Source organism: Litchfieldella rifensis (assembly GCF_042646605.1).
Classification (GTDB): Bacteria; Pseudomonadota; Gammaproteobacteria; order Pseudomonadales; family Halomonadaceae; genus Litchfieldella; species Litchfieldella rifensis.
The window spans coordinates 232,249-256,476 of record NZ_JBHRUG010000031.1 but is presented as its reverse complement, the minus strand read 5'-3'; the positions used below and the strand labels follow the sequence as shown (position 1 = coordinate 256,476).

At 62.3% G+C, this 24,228-nt stretch carries 22 protein-coding genes; 18 read left to right on the top strand and 4 right to left on the bottom strand.

Going from position 1 to position 24,228, the window contains the following annotated elements; translation table 11 throughout:
• Positions 1-103: 103 nt before the first annotated feature.
• Positions 104-1,069, top strand: a complete 966-nt coding sequence (locus ACFOEV_RS16965) for a DNA-binding protein (RefSeq protein ID WP_386776065.1) — start codon at positions 104-106, stop codon at positions 1,067-1,069.
• A 72-nt stretch (positions 1,070-1,141) separates the two neighbouring features.
• Here ACFOEV_RS16965 and nfuA read toward each other — a convergent pair whose 3' ends face one another.
• Positions 1,142-1,732 carry a Fe-S biogenesis protein NfuA gene (nfuA, locus tag ACFOEV_RS16960; protein ID WP_386776064.1) on the bottom strand — a complete coding sequence of 197 codons (591 nt, stop codon included), beginning with the start codon at positions 1,730-1,732 and terminating at the stop codon, positions 1,142-1,144.
• Positions 1,733-1,930: 198 nt separating this feature from the next.
• Here nfuA and metH point away from each other — a divergent pair, with 198 nt between their 5' ends.
• The 5 genes from metH to ACFOEV_RS16935 all read left to right on the top strand — a co-directional run bounded on the left by metH (position 1,931) and on the right by ACFOEV_RS16935 (position 11,327).
• Positions 1,931-5,632 (top strand): methionine synthase, encoded by a 3,702-nt coding sequence (gene metH, locus ACFOEV_RS16955; RefSeq protein ID WP_386776063.1) that lies wholly within the window; start codon positions 1,931-1,933, stop codon positions 5,630-5,632.
• Between the two features lie 66 nt (positions 5,633-5,698).
• Positions 5,699-7,027 (top strand): MATE family efflux transporter, encoded by a 1,329-nt coding sequence (locus tag ACFOEV_RS16950; RefSeq protein WP_386776062.1) that lies wholly within the window; start codon positions 5,699-5,701, stop codon positions 7,025-7,027.
• A 40-nt stretch (positions 7,028-7,067) separates the two neighbouring features.
• On the top strand, positions 7,068-9,041 hold the full coding sequence (locus ACFOEV_RS16945; RefSeq protein ID WP_386776061.1) for a putative bifunctional diguanylate cyclase/phosphodiesterase: 1,974 nt from the start codon (positions 7,068-7,070) through the stop codon (positions 9,039-9,041).
• Between the two features lie 122 nt (positions 9,042-9,163).
• A complete protein-coding gene (locus ACFOEV_RS16940) occupies positions 9,164-10,816 on the top strand; it encodes a nitrite/sulfite reductase (RefSeq protein WP_386776060.1) in 1,653 nt (550 codons plus the stop codon).
• Entirely contained in the window at positions 10,809-11,327 is a 519-nt protein-coding gene (locus ACFOEV_RS16935; protein ID WP_386776059.1) for a DUF934 domain-containing protein, read from the top strand. Before ACFOEV_RS16940 ends, ACFOEV_RS16935 begins: the two co-directional genes overlap by 8 nt.
• 72 nt (positions 11,328-11,399) lie before the next feature.
• Here the strand turns inward: ACFOEV_RS16935 and smrA are convergent, their stop codons facing one another.
• Positions 11,400-11,987, bottom strand: coding sequence for a DNA endonuclease SmrA (smrA, locus tag ACFOEV_RS16930; RefSeq protein ID WP_386776058.1), 588 nt, complete (start codon positions 11,985-11,987; stop codon positions 11,400-11,402).
• A 167-nt stretch (positions 11,988-12,154) separates the two neighbouring features.
• On the opposite strand from smrA, the gene ACFOEV_RS16925 reads away from it, so the two are divergent.
• From ACFOEV_RS16925 to pdxH, 5 genes are all read left to right on the top strand, one after another.
• Entirely contained in the window at positions 12,155-12,568 is a 414-nt protein-coding gene (locus ACFOEV_RS16925) for a gamma-glutamylcyclotransferase family protein (protein ID WP_386776057.1), read from the top strand.
• 134 nt (positions 12,569-12,702) lie between these two features.
• Positions 12,703-13,056 carry an arsenate reductase (glutaredoxin) gene (gene arsC / locus ACFOEV_RS16920; protein ID WP_386776056.1) on the top strand — a complete coding sequence of 118 codons (354 nt, stop codon included), beginning with the start codon at positions 12,703-12,705 and terminating at the stop codon, positions 13,054-13,056.
• A gap of 37 nt (positions 13,057-13,093) precedes the next feature.
• A complete protein-coding gene (wrbA, locus tag ACFOEV_RS16915) occupies positions 13,094-13,714 on the top strand; it encodes an NAD(P)H:quinone oxidoreductase (RefSeq protein ID WP_386776055.1) in 621 nt (206 codons plus the stop codon).
• Positions 13,714-14,106, top strand: a complete 393-nt coding sequence (locus tag ACFOEV_RS16910) for a DUF2069 domain-containing protein (protein ID WP_386776054.1) — start codon at positions 13,714-13,716, stop codon at positions 14,104-14,106. The genes wrbA and ACFOEV_RS16910 overlap by 1 nt, the downstream gene beginning before the upstream one ends.
• 102 nt (positions 14,107-14,208) lie before the next feature.
• Entirely contained in the window at positions 14,209-14,850 is a 642-nt protein-coding gene (gene pdxH, locus ACFOEV_RS16905; protein WP_386776053.1) for a pyridoxamine 5'-phosphate oxidase, read from the top strand.
• Between the two features lie 63 nt (positions 14,851-14,913).
• Here the strand turns inward: pdxH and ACFOEV_RS16900 are convergent, their stop codons facing one another.
• Positions 14,914-17,661 carry a bifunctional acetate--CoA ligase family protein/GNAT family N-acetyltransferase gene (locus tag ACFOEV_RS16900; RefSeq protein ID WP_386776052.1) on the bottom strand — a complete coding sequence of 916 codons (2,748 nt, stop codon included), beginning with the start codon at positions 17,659-17,661 and terminating at the stop codon, positions 14,914-14,916.
• Between the two features lie 101 nt (positions 17,662-17,762).
• On the opposite strand from ACFOEV_RS16900, the gene ACFOEV_RS16895 reads away from it, so the two are divergent.
• Both ACFOEV_RS16895 and ACFOEV_RS16890 read left to right on the top strand, forming a co-directional pair.
• Positions 17,763-18,698, top strand: coding sequence for a histone deacetylase family protein (locus ACFOEV_RS16895; RefSeq protein ID WP_386776051.1), 936 nt, complete (start codon positions 17,763-17,765; stop codon positions 18,696-18,698).
• 174 nt (positions 18,699-18,872) lie between these two features.
• Positions 18,873-19,505 carry a helix-turn-helix domain-containing protein gene (locus ACFOEV_RS16890; protein ID WP_386776050.1) on the top strand — a complete coding sequence of 211 codons (633 nt, stop codon included), beginning with the start codon at positions 18,873-18,875 and terminating at the stop codon, positions 19,503-19,505.
• Between the two features lie 25 nt (positions 19,506-19,530).
• On the opposite strand, the gene ACFOEV_RS16885 is transcribed toward ACFOEV_RS16890, so the two are convergent.
• Complete coding sequence (locus tag ACFOEV_RS16885) at positions 19,531-20,394, bottom strand: formate dehydrogenase accessory sulfurtransferase FdhD (protein ID WP_386776049.1); 864 nt, start codon at positions 20,392-20,394, stop codon at positions 19,531-19,533.
• Positions 20,395-20,487: 93 nt separating this feature from the next.
• Here ACFOEV_RS16885 and ACFOEV_RS16880 point away from each other — a divergent pair, with 93 nt between their 5' ends.
• The 5 genes from ACFOEV_RS16880 to ACFOEV_RS16860 all read left to right on the top strand — a co-directional run bounded on the left by ACFOEV_RS16880 (position 20,488) and on the right by ACFOEV_RS16860 (position 24,221).
• Entirely contained in the window at positions 20,488-20,919 is a 432-nt protein-coding gene (locus tag ACFOEV_RS16880; protein WP_386776048.1) for a DUF3305 domain-containing protein, read from the top strand.
• Positions 20,916-21,503 carry a DUF3306 domain-containing protein gene (locus ACFOEV_RS16875; RefSeq protein WP_386776047.1) on the top strand — a complete coding sequence of 196 codons (588 nt, stop codon included), beginning with the start codon at positions 20,916-20,918 and terminating at the stop codon, positions 21,501-21,503. Before ACFOEV_RS16880 ends, ACFOEV_RS16875 begins: the two co-directional genes overlap by 4 nt.
• A 92-nt stretch (positions 21,504-21,595) precedes the next feature.
• Positions 21,596-23,311, top strand: coding sequence for a 4Fe-4S binding protein (locus ACFOEV_RS16870; RefSeq protein WP_386776046.1), 1,716 nt, complete (start codon positions 21,596-21,598; stop codon positions 23,309-23,311).
• A 5-nt stretch (positions 23,312-23,316) separates the two neighbouring features.
• Positions 23,317-23,964 carry a TorD/DmsD family molecular chaperone gene (locus ACFOEV_RS16865; RefSeq protein ID WP_386776044.1) on the top strand — a complete coding sequence of 216 codons (648 nt, stop codon included), beginning with the start codon at positions 23,317-23,319 and terminating at the stop codon, positions 23,962-23,964.
• A gap of 56 nt (positions 23,965-24,020) precedes the next feature.
• The gene (locus ACFOEV_RS16860) at positions 24,021-24,221 is read left to right on the top strand and encodes a twin-arginine translocation signal domain-containing protein (protein ID WP_386776042.1); all 201 of its coding nucleotides are present in this window, start codon (positions 24,021-24,023) and stop codon (positions 24,219-24,221) included.
• The last annotated feature ends 7 nt before the right edge of the window (positions 24,222-24,228 follow it).

The window sequence follows — 24,228 nt, the reverse complement described above, 5'->3', positions numbered from 1 at the left end:
TACGTAATACATATAATGTAATAAATCTTTATTCCCCTTCCGATCGCAGTTATGCTGAGATAGCTAGGCAGCTATGTTCGGTGGGACGCACGAGGAGAAAGAGATGGCGCGCACAGGAGTGCAATACGAGGACGTGCAGCGGGCGATCGATGCCTTGCTGCAACGCGGGGAAGCACCCAGCGTGCAGAAAGTACGCGAGATACTGGGCACCGGCAGCTTCACCACCATCAGCGACCATCTTCGCGAATGGCGCCTGCAGCGCGAGCAGAATCGCGACGCACCACCGCCACAGGACATCCCCGAACCGCTATATGCCCTGACACAGGAGTTATGGCACAAGGCACGGGAAGCGGCCGTGGAAGGCCTGGCACACTATCGTGAAGAGGCCGACCAGCGCGTCAGGAAGGCGCGTGAAGAGGCCATGGCAGCGGCTCGCCAGGCGGAGGATGCCACACAGCGAGAAACGGCGCTGTCGGAGCATCTGGCGCAGGTGCAAGCGCGACTCGAGGAGCGAGGCACGCAACTCGCGCGGGCGGAAGCCGCACGCGAGGCATCGGCCGCCCAGGAAGCGCAGTGCCAGGATCGCGTCAGCCGGCTCCAGGAACAACTGAGCCACTTGCAGGAACGCAACGAGCGACAGGCCGCCGAGCACCAGCAGGCCCTACGCACCCTTGCCGGACAGCATCAGCAGCAGCTGGCGCAGGAAGAACAGCGTCACGAGGCCGCCGAAGCGCGCTTGATGACACTTCTCGATAACGCCCGCCAGGAACGCCAGGCGGCCGACAAGCAGCATGCAAGCCGCGAAACGCAATGGGAAAAGCGCCTGACCGAGCGCGACCACGAACTACAGGCGCTGCGTCAGCGACTCACCGAAGAAGAGAGGGAGCGACAGCAACAAGCCTGGGAAGAACAACAGCAGCAAGATCGCCTCCGGGACCTGCAACACCGCTACGACAAGCTCGAGGATGCACTGAGCGAAAAGGCGCAGATGGTGGAGCGCCTGAGCGAACAACTCAAGCAAGCCGAAGAGCGCCTGGCCAAAGTATCGCTGCCGCCCTTCGTGTATTAGGGAGTGAAAACGCCAAGGGCCGCCCTACTGGCGGCCCTTGATCGTCATCGTCCTGCTCGCGCGAAGCGGCTATCAGCGATAGTAGGCCTGGCTGGTATCGGTATGGTCGGTCACGTCGCGAATGCCGACCAGCTCGGGAATGCGCTCGAGCAGGGTACGCTCGACGCCTTGCTTCAATGTCAGATCGACGGCGGCACAGCCTTGGCAACCGCCACCGAACTGCAGCACGGCCACATTCTCGTCGGTCAGCTGAATCAACTTGATTTCACCGCCGTGTGCCGCCAGCCCCGGGTTGATCTCGCTGTAGAGGATATAGTTGACGCGGTCCTCCAAGGGGCTATCGGCATTGACCTTGGGCATCTTGGCGTTGGGAGCCTTGATGGTAAGCTGCCCGCCCATGCGGTCGGCATTGAAGTCGACGACCGCCTCCTCGAGAAACGCCAAGCTGTGCTTGTCGAGGAAAACGGTAATTTTCTCCAGCGTTAGTTTCTCGTCGGTGGGCTCTTCTTCGCCCGGCCGACAATAGGCCAGACAGGTCTCGGCGTAAGGAGTGCCCGGCTGGGTGATGAAGATGCGCACCGCGATGCCCTCGACGTTCTGCTTCTCGAGCAATTCGGCGAGGTACTCCTGGGCACTGTCGGTAATCTGGATAGGCTGACTCATGATGCGGGAATCCTGACGCGAAATGACGATATATCCATATGGTAAGGAAAAGTGCCTAACGACACAATCCCGAGTGAAATACTCGGTTATGCCCCCACTGCCCCGCACCAGACGCTTTCTGGTACCATAGGCCGGATATCGAGAACGCGTGAAACGCGACCAAGACGCCGTTAGTGACGCTGGAGAACGAACCCGACCATGGCCGCCGCCTTCACCCCCCTGACCGCCACTCTCATCGAGCGCCTCACCCGCCGCATCCTGATCCTGGATGGCGGCATGGGCACCATGTTGCAAAACGCCAACCTCGGCGAAGCCGACTTCCGGGGTGAACGCTTTCAGGACTGGCCATCGGACCTCAAGGGCAACAACGACCTGCTGGCGCTGACCCGGCCCGACGTGGTGCGCGAGATCCATCGCGATTACCTGTTGGCCGGCGCCGATATCGTCGAGACCAATACCTTCAACAGTACTCGTCTGTCGCAGTCCGACTACGGCATGCAGGAGCTGGTGCCCGAACTCAATCGCGAGTCGGCACGCCTGGCCCGCGAGGTCTGCGATGAGGTGGCCGGGGAAACCGGCATACCGCGCTACGTGGCCGGGGTCCTGGGCCCCACTTCGCGCACCGCTTCGCTGTCACCGGACGTCAACGACCCTGCCAAGCGCAACGTGACCTTCGACGAACTGCGCGAGAACTATTACGAAGCCGCCGAGGCGCTGGTGGACGGCGGTGCGGATCTGATCCTGATCGAGACCATCTTCGATACGCTCAACGCCAAGGCGGCCATCTATGCCTTGGAGGAACTGTTCGAGGCGCACGGTGAACGCCTGCCGGTGATGATCTCCGGCACCATCACCGACGCTTCCGGCCGTACGCTCTCCGGCCAGACCACCGAAGCCTTCTGGAACTCGGTGCGGCATGCCCAGCCGCTGTCCATCGGCCTCAACTGCGCGCTGGGTGCCGAGGAACTGCGCCCCTACCTCGAGGAACTGTCCAACAAGGCCGACACCTTCGTCTCGGCCCACCCCAATGCCGGCCTGCCCAACGAGTTCGGCGAATACGACCAGACCCCCGAGGAGATGGCGGCCATCGTCGCCGAGTTCGCGGCAAGCGGTCTGGTCAACATCATCGGCGGCTGCTGCGGCAGTACCCCCGAACACATTCAGGCGATCGCCGAGGCGGTGACCAACACCACGCCACGCGCGCTGCCCGAACGACCACGTGCGTGTCGCCTGTCGGGACTCGAGCCCTTCAACATCGGGGCCGACTCGTTGTTCGTCAACGTCGGCGAACGCACCAACGTGACCGGCTCGGCCCGCTTCAAGCGGCTGATCGTCGAGGAGGACTTCACCACCGCCCTGGAAGTGGCGCTCGAGCAGGTGGAGAACGGCGCCCAGATCATCGACATCAACATGGACGAAGGGATGCTCGAGTCCCAGGAAGCCATGGTGCGTTTCCTCAACCTGATCGCCGGCGAACCGGACATCTCGCGGGTGCCGATCATGATCGACTCCTCCAAGTGGGAGATCATCGAGGCCGGGCTCAAGTGCGTGCAGGGCAAGGCAGTGGTCAACTCCATCTCGATGAAGGAAGGCGAGGCGGCCTTCCGTGAGCAGGCGAGCGCTTGCCGACGGTTCGGTGCCGCCGTGGTGGTGATGGCCTTCGACGAAGACGGCCAGGCCGATACCTTCGCGCGCAAGACCGAGATCTGCGAGCGTGCCTACCGGCTGCTGGTCGACGAGATCGGCTTTCCCCCGGAAGACATCATCTTCGACCCCAATATCTTCGCCATCGCCACCGGCATCGAGGAGCACAACAACTACGCGGTGGACTTCATCGAGGCCACCCGCTGGATCCGTGAGCACCTGCCCCACGCCTTGGTGTCCGGCGGCGTGTCCAATGTGTCGTTCTCGTTCCGCGGCAACAACCCGGTGCGCGAGGCGATTCACTCGGTATTCCTCTACCATGCCATTCGCGCCGGCCTGACCATGGGTATCGTCAATGCCGGCCAGTTGGCGGTCTACGACGACCTGCCCGAGGAACTGCGTGCCGCCGTGGAGGACGTGGTACTCAACCGCCGCGACGACGGTACCGAGCGGTTGCTGGAGATCGCCGACAAGTACAAGGGCGATGGCAGCGGCGAAGCCAAGAAGGAAGATCTCGAGTGGCGTAGCTGGGAGGTCGAGAAACGCATCGAACACGCCCTGGTCAAGGGCGTCACCGCCTACATCGAGGAAGATACCGAGCTCGCCAGGCAGCGTGCCACGCGCCCCATCGAAGTCATCGAGGGCCCGCTGATGGACGGCATGAACGTGGTCGGCGACCTGTTCGGTGCCGGCAAGATGTTCCTGCCCCAGGTCGTCAAGTCGGCACGCGTCATGAAGCAGGCAGTGGCCTATCTGATTCCCTACATCGAGGCGGAGAAGACCGAGGATACCAAGGCCAAGGGCAAGATCGTCATGGCCACGGTCAAGGGGGATGTCCACGATATCGGCAAGAACATCGTCGGCGTGGTCCTGCAGTGCAACAACTATGACGTCGTCGATCTGGGTGTGATGGTGCCCGCCGAGAAGATCCTGCAGACGGCCAAGGACGAGAAGGCCGATATCATCGGGTTGTCGGGGCTGATCACGCCGTCACTGGACGAGATGGTCCACGTGGCCAAGGAGATGCAGCGTCAGGGCTTCGTCCTACCGTTGCTGATCGGCGGCGCCACCACGTCCAAGGCGCATACCGCGGTGAAGATCGAACCCCAGTACCAGCATCCGGTGATCTACGTCACCGACGCCTCGCGTGCCGTGGGCGTGGCCGGCCGACTGCTCTCGCCGGGGCTCAAGGAAGCCTACGTAGCCGAAATCCGCGAGGAGTATGAAAAGGTCCGCGAGCGCAATGCCAAGCGCCGGCCCAAGGCGGCCGATCTCAGTTACGCCGAGGCGCGCGAGCGCCGCTTCCGTACCGACTGGGCGACGTTCACGCCTCCCCAGCCGGCCTTCACCGGCCTCAAGGTCTTCGACGATTATGACCTGAACGAGCTGGTCGAACGCATCGACTGGACGCCGTTCTTCATGAGCTGGCAACTGGCCGGCAAGTACCCCAAGATCCTCGACGACAAGGTGGTCGGCGAGGCGGCACGCAACCTGTTCGCCGATGCCCAGACGATGCTCAGGAAACTGATCGACGAGAAACACATTACCGCCCGCGGCGTGATCGGCCTGTGGCCGGCCAACAGCGTCGACGACGACGTGATCGAGGTCTATGCCGATGAATCGCGCACCCGGGTCGTCGAGCAACTGCATCATATTCGCCAGCAAATGACCAAGAACCGCGATGGCATCTGCTACAGCCTGGCCGACTTCATCGCGCCCAAGGCGAGCGGTAAAGCGGACTGGATCGGCGGCTTCGCGGTGACCACCGGCCACGGTGTCGACGAATTGGCCAAGCGTTACGAGGCGGCCGGCGACGACTACAACGCCATCATGGTCCAAGCCTTGACCGACCGCCTGGCGGAAGCCTTCGCCGAGCGCATCCATGAGCGGGTGCGCAAGGAGTTCTGGGGCTATGTCCCCGAGGAAGCCCTCGACAACGAGGCGCTGATCGCCGAAAAGTACCAGGGGATCCGCCCAGCGCCCGGCTACCCGGCCTGCCCCGACCATACCGAGAAGGCCACCCTGTTCCGCCTGCTCGAGGCCGAAAAGAACTCGGGGCTCGAACTGACCGAAAGCTTCGCCATGTGGCCGGCGGCCGCGGTGTCCGGCTGGTACTTCGCGCACCCCCAGGCGAAATACTTCTCCACCGGCAAGATCACTCGCGACCAGGTCGAGGCATTGGCCGAACGCAAGCGGATGTCGCTCGTCGAACTCGAGCGCTGGCTGTCACCGGTACTGTCCTACGACCCGGATTGACCGGCTGCGCACTCTCCGTGGGCCCGCGCAAGCGGGCCCTCTCCTATCTATTCACCGGAATCCGGCATGCTGCCTGAGCGTTCCCGCCGCGACATTATCCTGAGACTCGCCCTGCCGATCATCGCCGGCATGCTCTCGCAGAGCCTGCTCAATCTCATCGATGCCGCCCTGGTCGGCTCGCTGGGCGAAATCGCCCTCGCCGGGGTCGGTATCGGCGGCTATGCGATGTTCCTGATCACGGCCATGGTCTTCGGCCTATCGTCCGGCGTGCAGGCCCAGACGGCGCGACGCCATGGCGAACAAGCCTGGCATCGTCGCGCCGTGGCCCTGAATGCCGGCCTGGTGATCGCCCTGGCCGTCGCCTTGCCCTTGATGCTGGTGTGTCTGTGGCAGGCACCGCGGTTGCTGTGGCTGATCAACCAGGATCTCGGGGTCAATCGGGTGGCAGTCGAGTACTTCCGCTGGCGTGTCGCCGGCCTGATTCCCGTGGCCATGATCTTCTGCTTCCGCGGTTACTGGAACGGTATCCAGCAGACCGGTATCTATCTGCGCATCATCCTGGTCATGCACCTGATCAATGTGCTGGCCAGCATCGGTCTGATCTTCGGCTATCTCGGCCTACCGGAGATGGGCGCCGCCGGCGCGGGGGCGGGTACTACCCTGTCGCTGTTCGCGGGACTGGCGATCTGGTCGCTGTTCAGCGTCAAAGGGGCCGCCAGCAGCGGTTTTCTGGTGCGCCTCCCCAGGCGCGACACCTTCGTTGCCACCTTGCGCCTGGCCACACCGCACTCCTTCCAGCAGTTGTGGTTCGCCGCCGGCTATGCGGTGCTGTTCTGGATCCTCGGCCAACTCGATACCGCCAGCGTGGCGGTGGGCCATGTGCTGGTCAATCTGTCGCTGTTTCTGATTCTTCCCGGCGTGGGGCTAGGGTTGGCCGCCATGAGCCTGGTGGGCCAGGCCATGGGGCGAGACGCTCACGGCGATGCCCATCGCTGGGGTTGGGACGTGGTGCGAGTGGCGTGGGCCTGCCTGGCGTTGCTGGCGTTGCCGATGATGGTCATCCCGGACCTGGTACTGGGTATCTTCCTGCACAATGAAGCGCTGATCGAGATGGGACGGGTTCCCTTACAGCTCACCGCCCTGATGATCGTACTCGACGCCGCCGCCCTGGTGCTTGGCCAGGCCCTGCTCGGCGCCGGTGCCAACCGTACCGTGATGACCACGACCCTCGCCACGCAGTGGCTGATTTTTCTGCCGCTGGCCTGGTGGGTCGGTGTCACACTGGATTATGGTCTGTTGGGGATCTGGTGGGCCCAGCTCGGTTATCGCTGCCTGAATTCCTTGTGGTTCGCGGTGATCTGGCAACGTCGCCGTTGGCAGCGTCTGATACTCTGATGATCCCACGAGCCCTCGCGGCGCTGACGGAGACATACCAATGTATCGCCATCCCTCATTGAATCGTCTCTTTCTGCTGCGCGTCATTCCCTTGGGCCTGGTGATCAGCTTGCTGTTGGGGCTGATCAACGCCTGGCACCTCCAGCACCGTTTCGAAGAAGAGCTGGCCCGCAAGCAAGTCGAGCTACTGCGGATTGGCGCTACCCTGTTGGCGGCGCCCCTGTGGGACTCCGATCAACATAGCCTGACCGAGCTCACCGATGCCCTGCTGGCCGATCCGGATGTGGCCAGCGTCTCGATCCGCGACAATGCTGGCAGCCTGATGCTGGCACGTCACGACGGTCACCGGCCCAATGGCCTGCAGGCTCGCTCCGAGCCGATCGTCTTCGAAAATGCGCAGCTGCAGCGTGTACTCGGCAGTGTCGAACTGGTGTTCACCCGACAGCGCCTCGCCTCCCAGATCCTGTGGTCGATACTTTACACCCTGTTGGCGGTGGGCCTGATGGTGCTGACCGTTTCCTGGTGGACCCTGCGTTTCAATCGGCACCATGTGATAGCGCCACTCAATGCGATTCTCGACACCTTGAGAGCGCTACGCGCTGGACAGGGCTTTTCGCCGGTCGCAAGCGACGCTCCAGGCGAGGTCGGTCAGGCGCTACGGGCTTTCAACATGCTGGGGGCGCAGCTCGACCAGGCCCATGATCAGATCGAGCAGCAGGCACGCCGCGATAGCCTGAGCCCCCTGCTCAATCGTGCGGGCTTCCAGGAAGCCCTCGCCTCCTGGTTCGACGCTTGCCCGGGACGCTCATTGGGCATCCTGCATCTGGACATCAACCACTTCCGTTGGATCAACGAGAGCTTCGGCCAGGAGGCCGGCAATCATGTCCTGCAGGATGTCGCCCAGCGACTCATGTCCCTCAGCGAGGGACGTGCGACACTCCCCCCGGCACGGCTCGGTGGCGATGAATTCGTGCTTGCGTTTGCCGATGCGGATGCCTCCTTGCTGGAACGTGAAGTGCGCAGGCTCCAGCAAGGAATGCACTTTCCCCTGACGGTGTCCGGACAGGAGTTGTTCATCTCCTTCAGTATCGGTGGCGCCCTCTTCCCATTGCATGCCAAGACGCTGGAAAGCCTGCTCAAGTGCGTGGAATTGGCACTGCACCAAGGCAAGGAACGCAGCCGCGGCGACTATCGCCTCTATCAGCCAACCCCATCGCGACTACCCGCCCGCGAGATGATCGCGCTGGAGCGCGACTTGCATCATGCCTTGCACCACGGCGGCTTGCGCCTGGTGCTGCAGCCAATCGTCAGCCATGACGAAGAGCGGATCATCGGCGCCGAGGCACTGTTACGCATCGAACATCCCGAACGGGGCGAACTCTCGCCGCAGATCTTCGTACCGGTGGCCGAGGAGTCCGGCCTGATCATTCCCCTCAGTCAGTGGGTGCTCGAGCAAGGCCTGGCATGGCTAGCCGATGTCAGCACGCAGGGGTACCCGGACCTGACACTGTCCTTCAACGTCTCCGTGCGCGAGTTTCACGACGGCGGTCTGGTCGAACGATTGACCAGCACTCTGGCTCGCCATGAGCTCATGGCCGAGCGCATTATTCTCGAGGTCACCGAAAACCTGATGCTGGAATCCAGTCCAGCAATTCTCGAGCAATTCCACGCCATACGAGCGCTCGGCTGTCGCCTGGCCATCGATGACTTCGGCACCGGTTTTTCCTCGCTCAGTTACCTGCAGCACCTACCCTTCGATATCATCAAGATCGATCGTTGCTTCGTACAGGAGCTGTCCGATGCCTCGCATCAGGCACAACTGGTGAAAGCCATGATCGAGATGGGTCACGCCCTCGGCCTCAAAGTCACCGTCGAAGGCATCGAGAATGCTCAGCATGCTGCCTATTGCCGGAAGGTTGGCGCCGATCATCTGCAAGGCTACCATTATGCTCGGCCTCTGCCGGCGGAGCGCTTCCTTGCTTGCCTCTTGCGCCCCGAGCATAGCCTCGAGTGATTTTTAATAACCCTTTAATAAAATTCTATGATCATTTATTCTTTCATAGAATATGCAGAGAGGAGTATGGTCCTATCCATGTCATATTCCTTCATTCGCCCTGACTAGCAGGACACGCCTGAATGTATCGGTACGACACCTACGACCAGACGCTCGTCGACGAACGCGTCGCTCAGTTCCGGGACCAGATGGATCGCTACCTGGCCGGTCGCCTGGGAGAAGAAGAATTTCGTCCCTTGCGTTTGCAGAATGGTCTCTATATTCAGAAGCATGCGCCGATGCTGCGTATCGCCATCCCCTACGGCATGCTGTCGAGCCAGCAGCTGCGTGCGCTGGGATCCATCACACGCCGCTACGATCGGGGTTACGGCCACTTCAGTACGCGCCAGAACCTGCAGCTGAACTGGCCGGCGCTGGAAGATGTCCCCGACATCCTCGGCGAGCTTGCCAAGGTGCAGATGCATGCTATCCAGACCAGCGGCAACTGCATCCGCAACACCACCAGCGACCAGTTTGCGGGTATCGCCGAGGATGAAATCGAGGACCCGCGCCCTTGGTGCGAGCTGATTCGCCAGTGGTCGACGCTGCATCCGGAATTCGCCTACCTGCCCCGCAAGTTCAAGATCGCCGTGACCGGCGCCGATGAAGACCGTGCCGCGATTCAGGTGCACGATATCGGCCTGCGGCTATGGCGCGACGCCCAGGGCGAACTCAAGGTCAGGGTTCTCGCTGGTGGCGGCCTGGGGCGTACGCCGATGATCGGTGACGTGGTCCGGGACGACTTGCCCTGGCAGCACCTGCTGACGTACCTGGAAGCCTGCGTTCGTGTCTACAACCAGTTCGGTCGCCGTGACAACAAGTTCAAGGCGCGCATCAAGATTCTGGTCAAGGCACTGGGTACCGAAGAATATCGCCGTCGCGTCGACGCCGAGTGGGCCCACCTGAAGGACGGCCCCCAGACCCTCACTCAGGCTGCCGTGGATGCCGCACGCGCCCACTTCCCCGATCCCGAACGCCGCGCGGTGCCCGAGCAGGCGATCGCCGACTTCGAGCGACTGAGAGCCGACAATCGTGCCTTCTCGCGCTTCGTGACCAACAATGTCACCTCTCACAAGGTGCCAGGCTACAAGGCTGTGACGCTGTCGCTCAAGCGCCGTGAACATGCCCCGGGCGACGTCACTGCCGATCAGATGGATGCCGTGGCCGATCTCGCCGACCGATACAGCTTCGGCGAAGTGCGCGTGACCCATGAACAGAATCTGGTGCTTTCCGACGTTCCCGTCGACCAGATCGAAGCCCTGTGGCAGGAGCTCGAAACGCTCGGCATGGCCAACCCCACGGTGGGCACGCTCAACGACATCATCTGCTGTCCTGGCGGCGACTACTGCGGTCTGGCCAATGCCGTGTCGATCCCGATTGCCCAGGCGTTGCAGGAACGCTTCGAGGATCTGGACTTCCTCTATGACCTGGGGCCGCTGGACCTCAACATTTCCGGCTGCATGAACGCCTGCGGTCACCACCACGTGGGGCACATCGGCATTCTCGGAGTCGACAAGAAGGGGGAGGAATACTATCAGATCTCGCTGGGCGGCAACGCCACCGACGATGCCTCGCTGGGCAAGATCCTCGGCCCCTCCTTCTATCGTGAGGACGTCCCGGAAGTGATCGACAAGGTGCTCAAGGTCTATGTCGAACAGCGTCACGACGACGAACGTTTCCTCGACACCTATCGCCGTATCGGCTTGAAGCCCTTCAAGGAGCGGGTCTATGCCTGACAGTCAACTCGAGCATGCCCAGACCCTGATCAAGCTGGGTCAACCCGAACAGAATACCTGGTCGCTGTCGCGCATCGACGATGCCCTGCCCCGGGCACGCCCGGTCATCGTGCCGCTCACGCTATGGCTCGAGCACAGTGCTGACGAGGAACTGGCCCCTTGGCTCGCCAGCGATACCGAACTGTCGCAGGATCTCGCCGACCGCCTGGCCGGTGCACCATTGATCGCCATCGACTTTCCGGCCTTCACCGACGGCCGCGGCTATACCCTGGCTCGCCTGTTGCGTGAGCGTTACGGTTATCAAGGCGAGATTCGTGCCATTGGCGATGTACTGGTCGACCAGCTCTATTACATGAGCCGTTGTGGCTTCGATGCACTGGCGCTGCGCGAGGATCAACACCTCGATGACGCACTGCGCGCCTTGGGTGCCTTCAGCGTCAGCTACCAGCCCGGCGTCGACGTCAAGGAGGCGTTGTTCGAACGCCGCTTGCGGGAGTCCGGGCACGCCTGAGCCAGCCTTTCGCACGCGATGTCGCACACGACGCCCGGCCCTTGCCGGGCGTCGTCGTGAGAACGCGCTCTCTCAGCCACGCCGCTTTTGCTGGCGCTCGCGGTTACGCGCCCGTGCCCGCTCGGATTTCCTCAGCATGACGTAGGTCGCCCCTAACCCGCCATGAACCGGTTGTGCCGAGGCATAGGCCTGAACTTCATCGAACTGGCACAGCCATTTGGCTAGATACGAGCGCAGTACATTGGCGGGACCATCGATCTCTCGGCTGCGGCCATGGACGACCAACACGCAACGTAGCTCATGTGCGTAGGCTTCACGGATGAAGGAGAACAATTCCCGACGACAATCGGCGGGCGGATGTCTGATCAGATGCAGGCGCGCTTCCGGTGCATACCCGCCATGGCGCAGTCGCTCCACCACGCCGGTCTGAATGCCGTCGCGTCGATACTCGAGGGGATCGTGGGCGCCAACCAGGTCGACGAAATCATCGGACAGGAAATTATCCTCCTCCTGGCTCGACAAGGCACTCTCGCGCCGGGCCAATTGGGCCTCGGAAGGGGAGCCACGCCGATGCCGTGTCAGGTCGGCCTTGTCCCGTCCACGGGATAGCGGCCTTACATCGTTCATCAAGCGCTGGAAGTTCACGTCGTCCTGAGTCATGTAGTGCCCTCCCGGATCACTGTCACGATTCATGATACCAAAGTGGCCTGGCGGTCTTCATGGACGCCTTTGCTGCCTGGATAGCATCGCTTCATGCTCAGAGTAACCGGGTACCACCATGACAATCATGACAGTATGGAAGGATTGCATATCCAGGGAGCTCTGCCGTGGCTTATCTGCGCTACCTGCTGATCGGGACTGCCAGCCTGACCGTGGCATTGGCCAGCTATCTATGGCTGATCTTGCTCAGCCCCTATACCTATGAGGCTCCCGAGCATCTGGCGCCCATCGAGAGCGGTGAGCACCAGGTCTTCGTCTATGGCACGCTACGCTATGCACCGGTTCGCTGGTTGGTTTACGGCAGAGCGGGCAACCCCATGCCCGCCACCCTCGAGGGCTACCGGCGTGACGCTTTGGACCTGGTTAAGGCGCCGGGGGAAAGTGTCCGGGGATTGTTGCTGCGCGTCGATGCAAAGGAATTGGCGCGACTCGATCGTTACGAACGTCGGGGACTGCGCTATAAACGCGTATGCATGACGCTAGCGAACGGCCAACGGGCTTGGGTATATCGACGTCTTTGAGCCGGGTTTTGTGATGAGTGCGCAATGGAAAGATAACGGTATAAATAGAGTGATGCCACTCTGGGTGTTGTGGAGCCGATCCGGCCAACTCTACAATACGCTAATTCCTTGATTTCACGGTTAACCGAAACGCCATGGCCACACTGACGCTCTATCACAACCCACGCTGCTCCAAATCACGCCAGGCACTCGAGCTGCTCGAAGCCCAGGATATCGAACTCAAGATACATCGCTACCTCGATACTCCGCTTGACACTCCGGCACTCGAAGCCTTGCTGCACCGTCTCGATGGCGGACTGGAGCAACTGCTGCGTACCAGCGAAGCCGAGTGGAAGGCCTTGAACCTCGATCCCGATGATAGCCAGGCCGTACTCGCCGCCATCGCCCAGCACCCCAAGCTGATGCAGCGCCCGATTGCCGACCGCGGCGACCGGGCCGTGGTCGGCCGGCCACCTGAAGCCGTTCTCTCACTGCTGACCGACCACTGATCCCGGCGCTCTCTTCCGCATCCCAAGTGGAGCCTCCATGACTTCTGACCTGCCCTATGTACTGATCCTCTTCTACTCCCGGCACGGCGCAACCCGTGCCATGGCCGAACGGCTCGCCGCCGGTGTCGAATCCTGGCCCGGTATCGAGGCACGGCTGCGCACGGTTCCCGCGGTTTCCACGACCAGTGAAGCGGTGGCACCCGAGATTCCCGCCGAAGGCGCCATCTATGCCAGCCTGGACGACTTGCGCCACTGTGCCGGCCTGGCACTGGGCAGCCCGACCCGCTTCGGCAACATGGCGGCGCCGCTGAAATACTTTCTCGACGGCACCAGCGAACTGTGGATGAACGGCAGCCTTGTCGATCGTCCCGCCACCGCCTTCACCTCGACCTCCAGCCTGCATGGCGGGCAGGAGAGCACTCTGCTGACCATGCTGATGCCTCTGTTGCATCACGGCATGGTGTATGCCGGACTGCCTTACAGCGAAACCACCTTGTTCACGACCCAAAGCGGTGGTACCCCCTACGGCGCCAGTCACGTCGCGGGGGTGCGCAGCGACCGCCCCCTCGACGACGACGAACGCCGGCTGGCATACGCCCAGGGACGCCGCGTGGCAAGACTGGCATTGGTTCTGAATTCCTTGCACGAGGCTCGCTGATGCGCCAACTGTTCGATCGTCTGGAAGACCGTCATGGCCTCGACAACCTGACCTCGCTGTCCCGCCAAGTCGTCCTCGCCAGTTACATCGCGTTGCTGGTTCTGTTGAGCTATGGTGGCTTGACCATGCACAACGTCGCGGAGGGCGGCATGACACCGATCCTGTTCAGGGTGCTGCCGTTGATCCTGTTCCTGCCGTCGATTCTCGGGAAGCGGCCTCGCGGCCACGCCTGGTTGGCGTTCGTCAGCCTGCTGTACTTCATGCAAGGCGTAATGATTGCCACCCTGCCCGACCGAGCCTGGCTAGGCATGCTGGAGATCCTGGCCTCGCTGGCCCTGTTCATCGGCAGCATGTGCTATGCCCGCTTTCGCAGTCGCCAGCAACGGCAATGAACGCGGAATCCGTCGTGACCATGGCCGGCGTCAATTGCAAGACAGGTGTTGAGCCCGGCACCATCAACGGCGAAGATGTATAAAAACTCCAGGGAGATTGCCATGACACGTGATATTGCCGCTATCCGGCGTGATTATGAAGGAGGCAGTCTGGACGAAGCCAACACGCCTGACACCCCCATGCCACTGTTCGACGAGTGGCTGACCCTGGCGCTGGAGTCCGAAGGCGACGATGGTAACGCCATGACACTCGCCACTGCCGACAGCCAGGGCTTGCCCCATGCGCGCATCGTGTTGCTCAAGGGCACCGATGAGCAAGGCCTGGTGTTCTACACCAACTACCAAAGCCACAAGGGGAGCGAACTGGCCAATGTGCCTCATGCTGCACTGGTCTTCTGGTGGCCATCGCTCGACCGCCAGGTCCGTATCGAAGGGAGCGTGGAACTGTTGCCGGACGAGGAGTCGGATCGCTATTTCGAGACTCGCCCATGGGGCAGCCAGCTCAGCACCTGGATCGCCACGCAAAGCGTGGAAATTCCCGATCGCAACTGGATCGAGGAGCGCCAGCGTCGCTTCGAACAACTCTACGAGGGTCAAGAGATCCCTCGCCCGGCATATTGGGGGGGGTATCGGGTCATACCGGAAATGATCGAGTTCTGGCAGGGGCAGCCCAGCCGGCTGCATGATCGAATCCGCTACGAGCTCCGCGAGGAGCGATGGGCGAAGTACCGTCTCGCGCCCTGATCGAGCAATTGTTATCTCCTGACGAGAGACGCCCGGCCTTGTGCCGGGCATGGAGAGCTTCGCTCAGTCAGGCAGACTTTCCAGGCGATGGCGCTGCCAATCGCTGTGCGGTTCGTTAAGGCGCAGGGTCGCATCCACCACCTGTTCTTCCATGTTGTAGCGCAGCCGGAACCCCAGGTGTTTCATCAACGCCCGCATGGGATGGTTATCGACCATGACCTTGCCGACCATTTCCAGGGTACCCACGCTCTGGCAGTAGCGAATCATCTTGTTCATCAGCAGGCTTCCCAGCCCTTGGCCATGCAGGTCATCGCGGATGATGACCGAGAACTCGGTACGGATGTTGTCGGGGTCATTCCATACCCGCACCACGCCCAGCATCTCCCTGCCGCCATCGTCGCGATGGTGCTCGGCGATAAACGCCATCTGGCGGTCGTAGTTAATGTGCGCCAGCATCGACAGGTCGCGTTTGGTGAGATCGGCCTTGTGGTGGAAGTAGCGAAAGCGAATGCTTTCCTCGGAAAGCTGCGTATGGAAGGCGGTGATCAGCGGCGCATCTTCAGCGCGAATCGGGCGTACCTCGACGCGCATGCCATTGTCGAGCGTCACCCAATCGCGCAGTTCTTCAGGATACGGCATGATCGCATGACGAGCCGGCACGCCCAGATCCATGGCGAAATCCACCGCCACCAGGCCATCGCGATTCAGCAGCAACGGATTGAGTTCCAGCCCCTTCATTCCCGGGAGGTCCGAAGCCATCTGCGACAGCTTGACCAGTAGCTGGCACAGGCGCTCGATATCACGCCGCGAATCCGAGGAGTGCTCACGAATCAGCTTGGCGGCATGCGTGCTCGACACCAGATCGTCGGCGAGGGTCATGTTCAGGGGCGGCAAGGCCACATGGCGGTCGGCCAACACATTCACCTTGTACCCACCGATACCGAACACGATCACCGGACCGAAGACCGAGTCACGCGTCACACCGGCACAGAGCTGCATGGAATGTTTACCACGCTGCATGGACTGCAGGCAGTATTCGTGAATCGCGGTGCCGGGAAATTTCTCGCGCACCTTGTCAGCCAGGCGCTGGACGCCCTCGACGACCTCCTCGGGCGTTGCCAGGTCCTGAAGCAGGCCGGCAGAGAGCTTGTGGGGATGGCGGCGATAGCGATACGGCACGCAGTTGTGCTCGTGCACGACCTTGAGGGCCATGCGCTCGTCGAAATCAGCCGCCGCACGGGCACCCTCTTCCGCCGTTGAAAAATAGCGACCGAATGCGACGGGAACCCCATAGGCTTCCAGGACACGAGCGGTCTCGGAATGGGTCAGGCAATTGCGCCCCTGCTCCTTGGCATTGTCCAGCAAGGTGCGGCAGCGAGCGCGAATCCCGGCGGTGGTGGTGAACGGCAGACTCGGCGGCGTTTCCTGCAGTAACGCCTGCACCCGCTGGTAGTCGACCATGTGCATGAAGGCCTTGACCGCCTTCTCGGGCGAGATATAGGTCGGGATACCTGCCAGGTTGCTTTCATGGCGCGCCGACAAGGCTTCTTCCAGGCCCATCCAACTGGTCAGGAGGTTGCGCTTGAAGCGCCTGCGATTGGCCACGATGGCCTGGGCGGTGATCCTGGAGGGCGCCATGCGCGTCGGGGCGTGTACTACCAGCACTGCATCCACATTGGCATCGGCCGCCACCACCTCCAGCGCATCGACCATTTTCTCCGCAGTGGCATTGCCCCCCAGGTCGACAGGATTGCGTCCCGGCAGCGTCATGTCGAAGTCTCCCTCACGCAACGCCTGGCACGTGGCCTCATCGAACTCCGCCAGTCGTCCGCCGGCGCTGGTCAGCTTGTCGATGGCCAACAGCGCCGGGCCCAAGCCATTGGAAACGATCGCCAGGCGATCGCCATGCAACGGTTTCATGCGCGACAGGGTTTCCAGGGCATCGAAGAGCTCATCGGAATTGTCGACCCTGACGACGCCGGCCCGCGCCAGGGCAGCGTCGACAATGACATCGCGGTTGGCAATGCCGGGTGTCGGCGGTTGACCGGACAGATCCGACTGTGGCGTGCGACCACTCTTGATCGCCAGCACCAGGCGATGACGCGAGGCTTCGCGCAGCGCGGTCATGAAGTGCTGGGCATCCTGGATACGCTCCAGGTGCAACAGGATCGCCTGGCTGGGTGCATACTGGTTGATATAGTCGATCAGATCGGGCAACAGCACATCGACGCTGTCGCCGAGGGTGACCAGATGCGAGAACCCGATGCCGCGCCCCGCTGCCCAGTCGATCATGGCGTTGCCGAGCATGCCCGACTGCCCCAGATAGGCGACCCGGCCAGGCAGGATCGGCTGGCTGGCGTAGGTCGCATTCAGCTTGTGCCCCGGCACTGCCACCCCCAGGCACTCCGGCCCCAGGACGCGGATGCCGGAACGCCGCGCGGCCTTGAGCATTCGCTCACGGATCGAGCCACCATCGGCGCTGCGGTCATCCAGATGGGCGCCGCCGGAAAGCACCATGGTCGCCTTGACACCGAACCGTCCCAACTGCTCGATCAGCTTGGGCACCGATGCCACCGGCGAACAGATCACCGCCAGATCCGGCACCTCGGGCAGATCGACGACCCGCTTGACGGCAGGCTGTCCGAACACACTGGCATAGCCCTTGGGATTGACCGCCCATATCGATCCCGGGAAACCGGCCTCCTGAAGGTTACGGATCACCAGGCCGCCCATCGAGTGAAGCTTTTCGGAGGCGCCGATGACCGCCAGACTCTGAGGCTCGAAAAAGTGACGCAGAAATCGCGTACCCAAGGTTGGCCCTCCTCGAATCGTTTCCCCTGTGTACGACTTATTGGCACTGTCATGCAAGGGGCTGCGACGCTTAAGGTACAACATCTTCAGTGGAGCCAGCGATGATCACTTCCTATATCTCTCACCCCCACTGCCATGACCATCACATGGGACCGGAGCATCCCGAAAGCCCCTTGCGACTGGAAGCGATCCGTGCCCGTCTGGCACTGACCGGCGTGCTGCAGCAAACCATGCAATCGGATGCCAAGCCGGCTACCGACGAACAGCTTTCTCGTGTCCACCCCGATCGCCATCTACAGGCGCTGGCCAGGTGCGTGCCGGAACACGGCCTCGTTGCCCTCGACGGCGACACCCTGATGAATCCCGCCAGTCTCAGCGCCGCCCGCCTGGCCGCCGGCGCCGTGGTGCGAGGAGTCGATCAGGTCTTCCGCGGTCAGGCCGACAACGTCTTCTGTGCCGTGCGCCCGCCAGGCCATCACGCCGAGGTCACCGACCCGATGGGCTTCTGCTTCATCAATAATATCGCGGTGGGCGCCGCCCATGCCCGTGCTCGCCATGGAGCCGAGCGTGTCGCCATTCTCGATTTCGATGTCCACCAAGGCAATGGCACGGTGGATATCTTCAAGGGCGACCCGAATGTCCTGGTCTGCTCCAGCTTCCAGTACCCCTTCTATCCTTGGCGCTACCTTAGAAGCGAATGGCACAACATCATCAACACACCACTGGCGGCCGGCAGCGGCAGTGACGAGTTCCGCCAAGCCATCGAGGACGACTGGCTACCCGCCCTGCACGCCTTCAAGCCCGAACTGGTGCTGGTTTCGGCAGGCTTCGACGCCCATCGCAACGACCCCTTGGCCGAACTCTGCCTGGAGGAGGACGATTATTACTGGGTCACTCGCCTGGCGATGGAAATCGCCGCACTCTATGCCGACAATCGCCTGGTGTCGGTGCTCGAAGGCGGCTACGATCTCGAGTCCTTGGGCCGCTGTGCCGAGGCCCATGTCAAGGCGCTGCTGGGTCTGCCATACCCGTCATGACCGACTCGTGTTTCCTGCGCTGAGGAAACGGACTAGGCCGGCTCAGCCGTATTCGGGGCGAAGCGGAGCTTGAAAAGTGTCGTGGTGAAGCAATCGCGCAGCGTGTCTGCGCCACGTGACCAAAACGTTTTGTGGTAGCCTATTGAGAAATAATGTTTCCAATAGTGAACCACCATGACCGCCACCACCGATCAGGATGCCGCGCTACGCATCGCTTCCGGCCGCAAGGCCTTCGTCGAGCCCCTGCGTCTGGGAGAGCGCCTCAAGGAAATCCGCCTGGCCAATCAATGGACCCTGGAGGATGTCAGCCAGCGTACCGGCCTGGCCCGCTCGACCCTTTCCAAGATCGAGAACGATCAGATCTCGCCGACCTTCAGCGCCGTGCAGAAGCTGATCAACGGGCTGGGGATCGACCTGCCCCAGTTGCTCAGCCCCCCCAAACCCCAGAGCCGTACCCTGGGGCGTCGTGATCTGACGCGTGTCGGTGAAGGCCAGTTGCACCCCACCCCGACCTACGAACATGAGCTACTGTCCTGCCAGTTGGCTCAGAAGCGCATGATCCCGTTCAAGACCATCGTCCGGGCACGACACTTCGAGGAGTTCAGCGAGTGGGTGCGCCACGATGGCGAAGAGTTTCTGATCGTGCTCGACGGCGAGATCCTGCTTTACACCGAATTCTACGAGCCGCTGAAGCTCGAGCGTGGCGATAGCATCTACTTCGACAGCGACATGGGCCATGCCCTGGTGTCTGTCAGCGAGGAAGACGCCGTGGTGCTGTCGGTCTGCACGCGAAGCGATTCGGCCTGATTCGCAAACCTCACGTCAAAGCGCATCAAGAGGATCTGGCCACCTTGGTACTGCGCTTTTCCCCCGGCCGTTTGGCCGGCACCGCATCCAGCACCAGACGATCACTGGCATGAATGGCCTGGAAGTGACGCCCCTTGGCCCGGGCGATCAGCAGCACGCCAAAACGTTCGGCCAGTTCGACGCCCTTCTGCGTCACCCCGGAGCGCGATACCAGCACGCTGATGCCCATCTGGGCAACCTTGAGTACCATCTCGGACGTCAGACGACCGGTCGTGTAGAAGATGTCGGCGCCCTGGGACTCGGACTGTTCCAGCCACTGGCGCCCGGCCAAGGTATCCACGGCATTGTGGCGTCCCACGTCCTCGATGAAATCCAGCACCTCGTCCTGCCGGCACAAGGCGCAGCCATGCACGGCTCCGGCGCTGCGATAGGTTTCGTTGTAGGCGCCAAGATTCTCCAGCAATCGGTAGAGCACCGACTGCGGCAGCAACGTCCTGGGTAGCGGCTTCAGGGCAGTGGCGTCCAGTAGGCGGCCGAATACCGTGCCCTGCCCGCAACCGGTCGTCACGGTGCGCTGACCGAGCCGCTCCTGCAGGTCCTCCGGCAAGTGTCGCGTCACCACGGCGGCAGCTTCGACTTCCCAGTCGACATGAACCGCGAGCAGGTCGTCACGCTCTCCCACCAGTCCCTGGTTCCGCAGATAGCCCACCACCAGGGCTTCCGGCTGTGCCCCCAGGGTCATCAAGGTGACGATCTCGTGGCGGTTGAGGTATACCGTCAAGGCCCGCTCGGCGGCGATCGCCTGACGCCGGCATTCACCGAACTCGTCGGTGACGTCGATTTCCAGGGTCGTCGGTAACCGTGCTCGACTCAGCTTGATAGCGTGCATCCAGAGGCTCCTTGGCAAAGCGTTGAATACGATGATGGCATTCTCCACTTCTACTGTCTTTACTCAATGTTGAATAGTGCGAGTGCCATCGTCATGACGTCCATCAGCAGCACACGAGTACTCAGCTTCGCTCTCACGGGTGAATCCCGACGGATAAAAGGGTTCGCCACCACCCACTGGCGAATTGTCGATCTGCAACCGGGCGACCAGGGCCCTTGTGTCTTGAAACTGCAGCTCTATCTCACCGAACGAGCCGCCTACCGCTTCAACCTGACGGCCCGCACGCCACGGCTGTTCATTCGTTGCGGTGGGTCCGATGACAAGCCGCTCCCGTCGGCCATTACCGCTAGCCAGGATGTCGCTGCCAGTTGGCTGGATGGAGAGCAGCGGGTACTGGAAGTCGGCATGCCATTGGCGATTCAGGCCTGGCTGGAGGCCTATCTCGTTCATCACGGAGAAGCGCCCGAGGAGGGACGCAAGAAGAAGCGCAAGGGGGCGGGACGCGCTCGGGAGGACATCGCATGAGCCGACTCAGCCGCTGGTCACGGCGCAAGCTGGGCGAGGATAGCGCCGACAACGAGGAAGTTGCTGCGCCGCCAGTCGACGCCGAGATGCCGGACCCCGGCCCTGACGATATCGAGACGCCCAGCGCGGAGGACACGGCTCCGCCCGACCCCGAACCCGGCAGCCTGGACCACACCCTGCCCGACCCTGACACCCTGCCGGCCGGCAGTGACATCAAAGCCTTCATGGCGCCGGGAGTCAGTGCTGGCTTGCGCAAGCGCGCCCTGCGTCGCCTTTTCGCTGCAGAGCGTTATGGCATTCGCGACGGACTCAATGACTATGACCATGACTACCGGCAATGCCTCAAGCCCCTGACCAGCGAGGTGGCACAGCGTCTGAGGAAATGGGCCGACCGCTTTGACGAGACCGAAACCACCGAAACGGAACCCGAGACCGTCGAAACGAAACCCGGGATGGAAGCGAATGACCGGGAAGCGACAACGGCATCCTTGGATTCAGATGACGAAGATCACGCTGGCGACGCCATCGAACCGGCAAGCAAGGCCATCGCCGATGCCAAGTCGCGCATCACGTCCAGGGATTAGACGAAGGATACGTTGGCAAAATCTCACAAACCAACCAACACTGTATTAGCAAGGCTTAACAATAACTATAGAAACACAGACCGTGAGCCCTCATGAACCAGCGAATCGACCTGATGCCGGTGGATGACCCACTCAACCGGCACGCCAAAGAGGACGCCCACCGCAGGGTATCATGGCCAATCAATCTCATACCGAGCACTATCGGGTATGTGAGTGATGGTCATGCCCTGATTCTGGGCAACGAACGCGAAGCCCGGAGTGCTGCCCGTTCACTGCGAGGCAAGGGCCTCGCCTCCCTGACCCTGTTGTTCACCGAGCCCGTTGACGGATCTCGCCACCCGCAGGACGATGATGCGGTCCTGCTGGCCGACACCGCCGACCTGAACAGTCACTCCCTGACGCACGCACAGACACATGCCCTGCGCATTGAAGGCTATCTGGGCCGCTTCTCGGTCAGCCTGGCGCAGGACGAGGCACTCCTGAACCTGGCAACGGCGCTGGCCTCTCGTGAGCATTTCGACCTGATTCTGGATCTCGGCACGACACCCGCCCTGCCGCTCGAATTACCTCCTCCCGGCTACCTGACCAGCCAGCCGGGAGACGCCGATCGTGATGCCGTGCTCGAGGAGTTCTCGAGCCTGGTCGGCGAATTCGACAAGCCGCGCTACTTTCAGATCAACAACGAGATCTGCGCCCATGCCGCCAGCGGCAATACCGGCTGTACTCGCTGTCTGGAAGTGTGTCCGGCCGACGCCGTCACCAGCCACCAGGGCCGCATCGAGGCCTGGATCGAGATCGACCCCTTCCGCTGTCATGGCGTCGGCAGTTGCACCAGCGCCTGTCCCACTGGAGCCATCCAGTACCACGTGCCGGAAACCCAGCGTCAACAGGAGACCCTGCTGGCCTGGTTGGACGCTTACCATCAGGCCGGTGGCATGACCCCGGTGGTTCGCTTCGCCGAGGCCGAGGATATCGCGGGGGAAGACGAGACCGCCGGCCATGTCCTCGATATCCCTCTCGAAGAGCTCGGTGCCGCCGGCCACGACCAGTGGCTGACCGCTCTGGCGGGTGGTGCCGCCGAGGTGCGTATCCAGTGCCACCCGAAGATGCCCGAGCGGCTCGCAACCTTTATAGACGACCAACTCGCCCAGGCTCACGCCCTGCTCGAGGCTCTGGGTCATTCGCGGGATCGCGTGAGGCGTATCGACGCCGCTGATAGCGCGTCCCGTGATGCTTTGCCAAGACTCCCTCCTCTGACGACCGCCCCGTTGGCCTTCGAGGCGGACGGAAAGCGCGAACGTCTGAATCAAGTGCTGGCACGGCTGACCGCGCCGGGCCGGCCCGATGGACAGCGTCACCCGGTACCCGCCGGCGCCGCTTACGGCGGCATCGAGGTAAATACCGAGACTTGCACGCTGTGCATGGCCTGCGTGTCCAATTGCCCCACCCCCGCACTGGCGGCCGGCCAGGACAGCCCCCAGTTGAGTTTTCGCGAAGCCGACTGCGTTCAGTGCGGACTCTGTGCCAACGCCTGCCCGGAGAATGCCATTTCCCTGGTCCCGGGGTTCTTGTCCGACGAAGGGCGCGAGCAACGGCGGGTGTGCCATGAAGAAGCGGCCTTCGAATGCATTCGCTGCGGCAAGCCCTTCGCCACGGTCAGCACCATCGCCAACATCAAGGCCAAGCTGGCCGATCATCCTTATTTCGCCGGTGATGCCCTGTCGCGTCTCGAGATGTGCGAAGACTGCCGGGTGAAGGACGTCTGGAAGGAAATGGCACGCGACCCCGAATCGCAACTGAAGGTGTAACACAGATGACCGATGCCACCACGACACAGTTACCCGACCTCGACGAACCCCATGCCCTGCGGGCCGATGTCTATCGACTGTTGGCACGGCTGCTGCGCGAAGCGCCGGATCGGACGCTGATCGATTGGCTCTCCGGACTGGAAGCCGAGGATGACGGCAGCGCCCTTGCCTCGGGCTGGGCGGCACTGGCCGCGGCCGCTCGGGAAACCTCGCCCGAGGCTTTGGCGCGCGCTCATTTTCGCCATCTGGTGGGAGTGATCGAGGGCGATGTACTTCCCTACGCTTCCTGGTATCGCAACGGTTGCCTGATGGACGAGGCTCTGCTCGCCCTGCGCCGCGACCTCAGGCAGCTCGGCTATGAGCGCACCGAGCACACGCGCGACCCGGAGGATCACCTGGCCGCGCTGTGCGAGGTCATGGCCATGCTGATCGAGACCCGCTCCCCTGCCGAGGCGAAGTTCTTCATGCGTCACCTGGCACCTTGGGCCGCGCGCTGTTTCGCCGACCTGGAAGCGGTCGATACCCCTTTCTATTCTCGGCTCGGCCAACTCGGGCGGGCCTTTACGGACATGGAGCTTGGTCGCCTCGAAAGAGAGGCGAGCCAGGAACCCGTTCGGCTCGTCGAGCCTTGCCCCCCTCACATCGGACCGTGATGACACAACGACAACAAGGCCAAACAACGGCCATTGCATGATCGAGGAGATACCCCATGCGCAAGACACGCAACCCAGAGCGACGCCGCTTTCTCAAGACCCTCGGGGTAGGTACCGCAGCCGCCGGGGCGGCAGCCGCCATCGGCCACGTCACCCTGGCACAGGCCGAATCGAAATCCCCCGAGCAGGCCGACACGACCCGCCAATACCGGGAAACCGATCACATCCGTGCCTTCTACGCCACCTTGCGTGACTGACGGCCCG